The sequence below is a fragment of the Nonomuraea sp. NPDC001684 genome (assembly GCF_053596515.1).
Window position 1 is genome coordinate 1 of sequence record NZ_JBSFGJ010000372.1, and the last position, 9,254, is coordinate 9,254.

Below are 9,254 nucleotides of genomic sequence, written 5' to 3' on the forward strand. Positions count from 1 at the left end.
GGCACCGAGGGGGTGCAGTTCTACACGCGGGGCAAGGTGGTGACCTCGCGTTGGCTGGACCCGTCCCACGGCGGTGTGAACCTCGGCTTCCCCACCAACGGGTGACCCCGCGCCCGCCCTTCTCACAGGATCGACTCGAAGCCTGTGCGGCCGTTGCATGAGGGCGGGATGATCGGGTAGGCAGGGCGGCATGTCACTTTCGCACTGTGCGGGCTGGTTGCTGGCCGGGCGCTACCGGCTGCTGTCCGAACTGGGCCGCGGTGGCATGGGCCGGGTCTGGCGGGCCCACGACGAGCTGCTCGACCGGCAGGTCGCGGTCAAGGAGGTCACCCTCGGGCACGCGCTGGGGACCGAGCGGGAGCGGCTGCTCGGCCGGACGATGCGGGAGGCGCGGCTGGCCGCCCGGCTGAGCCACCCGCACATCGCCGCCGTCTACGACGTGGTGGTGGCCGACGAACGACCGTGGATCGTGCTCCAGCTCGTGCCCTCGCGCAGCCTCGCCGACGTGATCGCCGAACGCGGGCCGCTGTCCCCGCCCGACGCCGCGCGCCTCGGGCTCCAGGTGCTGGAGGCGCTGAGCGCGGCGCACGCCGACGGCATCGTGCACCGCGACGTCAAGCCCGGCAACATCCTGCTGAACGGCGACCGGCACGCCCTGCTCACCGACTTCGGCCTGGCCACCACCCTCGACGACCAGGCCAACATCACCCAGTCGGGCATGGTGGTGGGCACGCCCGCGTACATCGCCCCGGAACGCCTGCGCGGCGGCCACGCGACCCCGCAGGCCGACCTGTGGTCCCTCGGCGCCACCCTGTACGCGGCCGTCGAGGGCCAGTCGCCCTTCCCGCACAGCGGCCACCTGGCCGCACTGACCGCGGTGCTCACCTCCGAGCCCGCGCCGTTCCACCTGGCCGGGCCGCTCGCGCCGGTCATCGCCGGTCTCCTGACCAAGGACCCCGCCCGCCGGATCGACGGCGAGGAGGCCCGGCGGCGCCTGACCCGGGTGGCCGCGCTGGGCGACGAGGAACCCCACGACACCGCCGCCATCCCCCTGGCCGACTCCCTGCCCAACACCGGCGACCTCCTTCCTCCCACCCTCTTCCCCGCGGCCCCCGCCCCGGAGGTCTCCCTCCCCGCCCCGGAAGCCGTTCCCGCCCCCGTCCCGGAGGCCGCCCCCGTCTCGGTGGGCGTCCGGGACGTGGGGGCCGTCGCCGGGACGCGGCCGGACGCCAGGCGGCGGATCCCGGGCTGGGACCGCGCGGTACGCAGGACCGGCGAGCGGAACCACGCCGTGCGCCGGACCATGCCCGACGCCGCGCGCGGGCTTCGCGCGCACCGCGAGCTGCTGCCGTTCTCGGTGTCGATCCCGCAGCCGGGCAGGCCGCAGCGCTGGCGGCAGCTCACCGCCCTGGCCGCGCTCGTCACCAGCGTGCTCCTCACGACGTCCTGGAACGGCGACGGCGGCCCGCCCGCCGCCCCCCGCACGCCCTCCTACGCCGACCCGGCGCCGAACCAGGCCACCGAGCACGAGGGCATCATGCACGCCGTGGCCATCGCGCGCGACCGCTCTTCGGAGGGCGCCTCCGACCGCGCGGCCGAGCAGAGCGGCTCCCGCCGCCGTCCGCCCGCCCAGCCCGTCGCCCAGCCGCCGGCCCAGCGGCCCGCCGTGACCGGCGCCACGTCCGGCGCCACGTCCGGCGCCGGCTCCGGCAAGGGGCGGAAGGTCGGCCATCAGTCCGCCAAGGCCAAGCACGGCAAGGGCCTGGCCCGCGGCCACGGCAAGCACTAGAACCCCGCGGCCACGGCAAGCACCAGGACGCCGCGGCCCCGCCAAGCACCAGAACCCCGCGGCCCCGCACCCCGTCAGGCGAGGGGGAGGCGGAGGACGAAGCGGGCGCCCTTGGGGGAGTCCTCGATGGTCAGCGTGCCGTGGTGCGCGGTCGCGATCTCGCGGGCGATCGGCAGCCCGAGGCCGGTGCCGCCGGCGTCGCGGTTGCGGGAGTCGTCCAGGCGGATGAAGCGCTGGAAGACGAGCTCGCGCTGGCCCGGTTCGATGCCTCCGCCGTCGTCCAGGACCTCCAGTACGGCCCGGCCGCCCTCCTGCCGGACCGTCACGGTGATCTGCGCCTCGGCGTGCCGCTCGGCGTTGTCCAGCAGGTTCGTCAGCAGCCGGGTGAGCTGCAGCCGGTCGCCCATGACCACCACGCCCTCGTCCGGGCCGGTGACCACGCGCTTGGCCCGCGGCCTGGCGGTCTCGGCGGTGACCAGCTCGCCCAGGTCCACCGGCTGGTGGTCGCTCGGCGCCCCGGCGTCCAGCTTGGTCAGCGTGAGCAGGTCGGTGACGATGGCCTGCAGCCGGTCGAGGCTGGCCAGCACCTGGGTGCTGGTCTCCCGCCAGTCGGTCTCCTCCGGATGCAGCATGGCCTCCTCGACCTGCGCGCGCATGGCGGTGATCGGGCTGCGCAGGTCGTGCGAGGCGTCCCCGGCGAACCTGCGCTGCTGCTCCATCGCGGCCTCCAGGCGGGCCCGCGCCGTCTCCAGCCGTTCCAGCGTCTGGTTGGCGGTCTCGGCCAGGGCTCTGATCTCGTCGTCGGTGTCCGGGACGGGCACCCGCAGGCCGCCGCCGTCCGCGGTGATCTCGGCGAGCCTCTTGGTGATGCTGCTGACGGGGGCGAGCGTCCTGGCCACGACCCGCGACACCCCGAAGAAGGTCAGCCCGACCAGCAGCGCCGACACCACGATCTGGAACAGCACGACCTGCGGGCTGACGAACCAGGGGACCGCGGGGTCGAAGGCGTAGATGATCCAGGTGCCCTCGGGCTGGTAGGCGCGCAGGGCGACCACGAGCTCGCACCGGCCGGGGAAGGCCGGCAGGTCGCAGCTCCTGCTGACGTAGTTCGCCTGGTCGCGGGGGATGTGGGCCGTCTGGCGGGGGGCGTCGGCCAGGTTGGGCGTCCAGGCGACGGCCCGTCCGGCCGGGTCGACGACCTGGATGCCGTCGAGGCCGAGGGGTTCCAGCACCTGGGGCAGCTGGTTGCGCTTGACCATGAGGAGCACGCGCAGGGCCCGCCCGGACACGTCGCTGGCGCGCACGTCGGCGACGTCGTCGTGGATGCCGAACATGACGAAGCCGCTGACGACGACGTTCAGCAGCAGCATGGCGATGCCGGCGAGCAGTGCCAGCCGCGTACGCAGCGACCGGCGCAACCGTGTTCTCACCCGTCTCCCCCCGGGATCAGCAGAACACGGTTGGTGCACCAGGCCCTAACTTAGGGAGATTCCTCGATAAATACGGTTACGCCGGGACGAGTCGCCCCCGCTGCTACTCCTCCACCGCCTTCAGCACGGCGTCCGCGATCGACCGCGGATCGACCCCGAAGTGCCTGCGCACGGCCTCCCGGGTGTCGGAGAGCCCGAACCCGTCGGTGCCGAGCGAGGTCCACGGCCGGTCGATCCACGGCCTGATCTGGTCGGGCACGGCCCGCATCCAGTCGCTGACCGCGATCACCGGCCCCTCGGTCCCGGCCAGCGCCTGCCGCAGGTACGGCACCCCGGTCGCCGACATGGCCTCGCGCCGCAGCTCGCTCCACGAGGTGACCGACCAGACGTCCACGCCCAGCCCGTACTCCTCGGCCAGCAGCCGCTGGGCCTCCAGCGCCCAGTGGATCGCGGTGCCGCTGGCCAGCAGGTGCGCGGCGCCGCCGCCCGCGGAGTAGCGGTAGATGCCCTTGACGATGCCCTCCTCGACGCCCTCGGGCATCGCGGGCTGGGGCAGCGGCTCGTTGTAGAGGGTCAGGTAGTAGAACACGTCCTCGGCGGCCTCGCCGTACATGCGCCTGAGCCCGTCGTGGACGATGACGCCGACCTCGTAGGCGAAGGCCGGGTCGTAGGCCAGGCAGGCGGGGTTGGCGGAGGCCAGGAGCTGGGAGTGGCCGTCGGCGTGCTGCAGGCCCTCGCCCGTCATGGTGGTGCGGCCGGCGGTCGCGCCGAGCAGGAATCCGCGGCCGAGCTGGTCGGCCAGGGCCCACATCTGGTCGCCGGTCCGCTGCCAGCCGAACATCGAGTAGAAGATGTAGAACGGCACCACCGGCTCGCCGTGGGTGGCGTAGCTGGTGGCCGCCGCGGTGAAGGAGGCCATCGAGCCGGCCTCGGTGATGCCCTCGATGAGGATCTGCCCGTCCACCGCCTCCTTGTACGCCAGCAGCAGCTCCCGGTCGACGGACTCGTAGCGCTGGCCGAGCGGCGAGTAGATCTTGGCCGTGGGGAACAGCGACTCCATGCCGAACGTCCTGGCCTCGTCGGGCACGATCGGCACCCAGCGCCGCCCGGTCTCCGGCTCCTTCATCAGGTCCTTGACCAGCCGGACGAACGCCATCGTGGTGGCGATCGGCTGCGTCGAGCCCTTGGCCAGGGCCGCGAACGGCCGCTCGCCCGGCTGCGGCAGCGGCCGGCCGGCGACCGTGCGGCGGGGGATCGGGCCGCCCAGCTCCCGGCGGCGCTCGGCGACGTACTCGGCCTCGGCCGAGCCGGGCCCCGGGTGCAGGTACGACGGCAGCTCCCCGGCCAGCGCCGAGTCGGGGACCGGCAGGCCGAGCCGGTCGCGCATGACGCGGAACTCGTCGAGGGTGAGCTTCTTCATCTGGTGGTTGGCGTTGCGCGCCTCGACGCCCGCGCCCAGCGTCCAGCCCTTGACCGTCTGGACCAGGACCACCGTGGGCGCGCCCCGGTTCTGCAGCGCCCGGTGGTAGGCGGCGTACACCTTGCGCGGCTCGTGCCCGGCCCGCGAGCCGCCGACGATGCGCCGCAGGTCGTCGTCGGAGTACGGCACGTCGAGCCCCTGGAACAGGTGCTGCCTGATGTAGGCGCCGTCGGCGGCGGCGAACGTCTGGAACTGGCCGTCCGGCACCTCGCCGAGCCTGGCCACGAGCTCGTCGGAGCCGAGCAGGCCGTCCCACTCGGCGCCCCACAGCGCCTTGACGACGTGCCAGCCCGCGCCCCGGAAGACGCTCTCCAGCTCCTGCACGATCCGGGTGTTGCCGCGTACCGGGCCGTCGAGCCGCTGGAGGTTACAGTTGATCACGAAGGTGAGGTTGTCCAGCCCCTCCCTGGCGGCCAGCGTCAGCGCCGCGGTGGACTCCGGCTCGTCCATCTCGCCGTCACCCAGGAAGGCCCAGACATGGCTGTGCGAGGTGTCCTTGATGCCGCGGTTGTGCAGGTAGCGGTTGAAGCGTGCCTGGTAGACCGCGTTGAGCGGGCCGATGCCCATCGACACGGTCGGGAACTGCCAGAAGCCCGACATCGCCCTCGGGTGCGGGTACGACGGCAGCCCGCCCTGCGTCTCGCGCCGGAACAGGTCGAGCTGCTCCTCGCTCAGGCGCCCTTCGAGGAAGGCCCGCGCGTAGACGCCGGGGGAGGCGTGCCCCTGGAAGAAGACCTGGTCGTCCGTGCCGTGGAAGAAGTGGTTGAAGCCGACCTCGTACAGCCAGGCGGCCGAGGCGTAGGTGGCCAGGTGGCCGCCCAGGCCGAGCTTGCTGCCCCGGCTGACCATGACGGCGGCGTTCCACCGGTCGTAGGCCGCGACGCGTTCTTCGAGCTCCAGGTCGCCGGGGTAGGCGGGCTCCTCGGCGGTGGGCACCGTGTTGAGATAGCGCGTGCTCGTGGCGAGCCTGCGCAGCAGGTAATCGGCCCGATCGGGACCGGCCGCCCGCCGGACCGCCTCAAGCGATTCGAGCCATTCGGCGGTCTCCTGTGGATCCAGGTCTTTCTCCATGCTTCCATTAAACACCATATGATCGATCATCCGATGAAAGGATTATCTGTGGAGCCCGTGGTGCGGCCGCCCTTGCGCGAGGAGATCAGGAAAGTGCTGCTCGACGGCCTGATCAGCGGCCGCTGGGAGCCCGGCGAGCGCATCGTCGAGCGCCGCCTGGCCGCCGAGCTCCAGGTCAGCCAGGCCCCCGTACGCGAGGCGCTGCGTGAGCTGGAGGCGCTCCGGCTGGTCGAGTCGGCGCCCAACCGCGGCGCCCGGGTACGCGGCTTCACCCTCGACGACCTGCGCGAGGTCTACCAGGTCCGGGCCGGGCTGGAGGAGACCGCCACCCGCCTCGGCCGGCCGCCGGTCGCCGCGCTGCGCGCCCACGTGGCCCGCCTGCACGCCGCCGCGGCCGCCAGCTCCCTCGACGACCAGGTCAGCCACGGCGTCGCCTTCCACCGGGAGATCGTCGCGGCCTCCGGCAACGCGCTGCTGGTGTCGGTGTGGGAGTCGCTCGGCGTCGAGGTCTGGACGCACGTGTCGATCCGGCTGTTCCGGATGCGGCCGCACGAGAACGCGGCCGACCACGAACCCCTGGTGGAGGCGTTCGAGCGGGACGACCCGCGGGCCGGCCGCCTGCTGCACGACCACGTCCTGGCCTACGCCCCCGACTGACCCGACGGGCCCGTCCCTCGAAGCCGTGCGCCGGTCAGGCGCGTTGCGCGGCGGGCTCGGCCCGCGGAGCGCGCAGTCCGGCGGCGGCGACGGCGACCAGCGCGCACAGGCCGAGCATCGTCAGCCACACCCCCTGGTACGCCCCGATCGCCCCGAGCCGGTCGCCCGACAGCACCAGCACCAGCGCCGAGACGCCGATGACGGCCCCGACGGCCCGCGAGGTCACCGACAGGGCGGTGCCGGTGGCCAGCCGCGCGGGCGGGATCTCGGCCACCGCCGCGCCGCTCAGCGACGTGATCAGCACGGCCACCGCGACGCCCGACAGCACCACCGCGGGCAGCACCACCGTCAGGTACGCCGGGGCGTCCCCCGTCGCGAACGCCAGGTACGCCGTGGACAGGGCCAGCAGCGCCACCCCGCACAGGGCGAGCAGGCGATGGCCGGTCCTGGCGGCCAGCCGCCCGGCGAGCGGCGCGGTCAGCACCTGGGCGAGCGCCCCCGGCGTGACGGCGAGCCCCGCGGCGGCCACGGAGTACCCCCAGATCCCGGTCAGGAACAGGATGTTGGCCAGCGGCAGCGCGAACATCACCAGCCCGACCAGGAACATCGCGAGGTTGGCCCGCTGCGTGCCGCGCGCCCGCAGCGCGCCCAGGTCCACGATCGGCGCGGGATGCGTGCGCGCCCGCCGGACGAACAGCACGGCCACGACGACGCCCGCGACCAGCACCGCGATCGTGCCGGGGCTGCCCGGCCCCCACGCGTCGCTCTGCACGATCGCCAGCGAGGGCAGCCCGATGGCCCCCACCAGCAGCAGCAGCCCGGCGATGTCCGGCAGCCGGGACGTGGCCGCCTCGCCCGCCCCCTTGGGCACGATCCGCCAGGCGCCCGCCAGCACGGCCGCCCCGACCGGCAGGTGCAGGAAGAACACCGTCCGCCAGTCCCAGACGCCGACCAGCATGCCGCCCAGCGACGGCCCCGACGCCGTCGCCACCGACTGCGCCGCGCTCCACAGCCCGATCGCCGTGCCCCGGCGTTCCGGCGGGTAGTACGGCAGGATCAGCGCGAGCGTCAGCGGCGTGATCACCCCGCCGCCCACGCCCTGCACGACCCGGGCGGCGATCAGCGCGCCGGCCGACGGCGCGACCGCGCACAGAGCGGCGCCGGCCACGAACACCGCGAGGCCGGTCAGGAACACCCGCCGCGCGCCGAACCGGTCGGCCAGGCCGCCGGCCGGCAGCAGCGCCGCGGTGAACACGATCGCGTAGCCGTTGAACACCCACGACAGCTCCGGCAGGCTGCTGCGCGGGAAGCTGCGCAGGATGTCGGGGAAGGCGATGTTCGCGAGCTGCACGTCGATCGCGCCGAGGAAGGCGCTCCCGCACAGGACGGCCAGCGGGAGCGCCCGTGAGCCGGCCACCTCAGTCCGACGCCGCGCCGAACCGCTCCCGCAGCTCGACCTTGCGGATCTTGCCGGTGACGGTCCGCGGCATCTCCTCGACGATCTCCAGGCGCTCGGGCCAGAACCAGTCGTTCACGCCGGCCTCCTTGAGGTAGGCGCGCAACTCCTCCAGCGTGGGCGGCTCGCCCGACGGCGTGACGACGGCGCACACCTGCTCGACCAGCGCCGGGTCCGGGATGCCGATGAGGGCGATGTCGCGGATCGCCGGATGCCGCCCGAGCAGCGCCTCGATGTCGCTGACCGGCAGCTTGAGGCACATGTTGGCGGTGATCACGTCCTTGGTCCTGCCGGAGATGCGCACGCCGCCGTAGCCGTCGTCGCGGGCCAGGTCGCCGGTGTCGAACCAGCCGTCCGGGGTGATCGACTTGGCGTAGATCTCGTCGCGCAGGTAGTAGCCGAGGCACTGGGCCGCGCCGCGGACCTGGAGCGCGCCGATCTCGCCCTTCTCGACCGGCTTGTTCTCCTCGTCGACGATGCGCACCTCCATGCCGGAGATGACCGTGCCGTCGCTCTCGCCGGCCCGCTCGGGCGGGTCCTCGGGCCTGGTCATGGTGACGCCGCCGTTCTCGGTCATGCCCCACAGCGCGTACACGCGCACGCCCAGCGTCTCGGTGACCCGTTCCACCAGGTGCGGCGGGACGGGGGCCGAGCCGGAGACGAAGACGCTCAGGCTGGGCAGCTCGCGCGGCCGGGCCGCCTGCTCCTCGCTGATCTCCCGGGCGAACGGCGGCGAGCCGTAGTACATGGTGACGTCGTGGTCGGCCATCAGGTCGAGGTAGACGCCTGGATCCCAGGCGTCGGCCGTGACCGCGGTGCCGCCCAGCGTCAGCGCCGTCAGGTACGCCATCACCAGGCCGACGTAGTGCATCGACGTCTGGGCCGTCATGATGACCAGGCTCGGGTCCAGCCCGAACGCCTCCGCGTAGCCCTTGATGTCGGCGTACAGGGTGTTCTGGCTGTGCAGGGCGCCCTTGGGCTCGCCGGTCGTGCCCGAGGTGAACAGGATGAGGAACGGGTCGTCGGGGCCCAGCTCGCGGCCCTCGACGTCGGCCGGGTCGCCCGGTTCGGGGTTGAGCAGGAGCTCGTCGAAGTCGAGCGAGCCGGGCGGGCCGTCGCCGCCGACGACGATCACGTGCTCCAGGCTCGGGATCTCCCGGGCCAGGGTCATCCCCGTCTCGGCCGTGTCCAGGTGGCCGATCCGGCTCGTGGTGACGAACAGCTTCGCCTCGGTCAGCCGGATCATGAAGTCCAGCTCGCGGTGCCGGTAGATGGGCATCTGCGGGGCGATGCGCGCGCCGACCTTCATGCACGCCAGCGCGAGGGGCAGCGTCTCCCTGCGGTTGGGGAGCTGGATGGCGACGAAGTCGC

6 protein-coding genes are annotated in these 9,254 nt (G+C 73.4%); 2 read left to right on the forward strand and 4 right to left on the reverse strand.

Annotated features, from left to right (window positions below):
* Nucleotides 1-190 precede the first annotated feature (190 nt).
* On the forward strand, nt 191-1,789 hold the full coding sequence (locus ACWCSD_RS40085) for a protein kinase domain-containing protein (RefSeq protein WP_449922711.1): 1,599 nt from the start codon (nt 191-193) through the stop codon (nt 1,787-1,789).
* Between the two features lie 74 nt (nt 1,790-1,863).
* On the opposite strand, the gene ACWCSD_RS40090 is transcribed toward ACWCSD_RS40085, so the two are convergent.
* Nucleotides 1,864-3,219, reverse strand: coding sequence for a sensor histidine kinase (locus ACWCSD_RS40090; RefSeq protein WP_397166536.1), 1,356 nt, complete (start codon nt 3,217-3,219; stop codon nt 1,864-1,866).
* A gap of 103 nt (nt 3,220-3,322) precedes the next feature.
* Nucleotides 3,323-5,770, reverse strand: a complete 2,448-nt coding sequence (aceE, locus tag ACWCSD_RS40095; protein WP_449922713.1) for a pyruvate dehydrogenase (acetyl-transferring), homodimeric type — start codon at nt 5,768-5,770, stop codon at nt 3,323-3,325.
* An 18-nt stretch (nt 5,771-5,788) separates the two neighbouring features.
* Here aceE and ACWCSD_RS40100 point away from each other — a divergent pair, with 18 nt between their 5' ends.
* Nucleotides 5,789-6,427 (forward strand): GntR family transcriptional regulator, encoded by a 639-nt coding sequence (locus ACWCSD_RS40100; protein WP_449922715.1) that lies wholly within the window; start codon nt 5,789-5,791, stop codon nt 6,425-6,427.
* A 34-nt stretch (nt 6,428-6,461) separates the two neighbouring features.
* On the opposite strand, the gene ACWCSD_RS40105 is transcribed toward ACWCSD_RS40100, so the two are convergent.
* Nucleotides 6,462-7,844, reverse strand: coding sequence for a DHA2 family efflux MFS transporter permease subunit (locus tag ACWCSD_RS40105; RefSeq protein WP_449922717.1), 1,383 nt, complete (start codon nt 7,842-7,844; stop codon nt 6,462-6,464).
* A 1-nt stretch (nt 7,845) separates the two neighbouring features.
* On the reverse strand, nt 7,846-9,254 hold a 1,409-nt coding region (locus tag ACWCSD_RS40110; protein ID WP_449922719.1), incomplete at its 5' end, for an AMP-binding protein.

What these genes read in the sequence shown, in the direction of transcription:
- ACWCSD_RS40085 (WP_449922711.1), top strand. Translation starts at nt 191, where the DNA reads ATGTCACTTTCGCACTGTGCGGGCTGGTTGCTGGCCGGGCGCTACCGG.
- aceE (WP_449922713.1), bottom strand. Translation starts at nt 5,770, where the DNA reads ATGGAGAAAGACCTGGATCCACAGGAGACCGCCGAATGGCTCGAATCG.
- ACWCSD_RS40100 (WP_449922715.1), top strand. Translation starts at nt 5,789, where the DNA reads ATGATCGATCATCCGATGAAAGGATTATCTGTGGAGCCCGTGGTGCGG.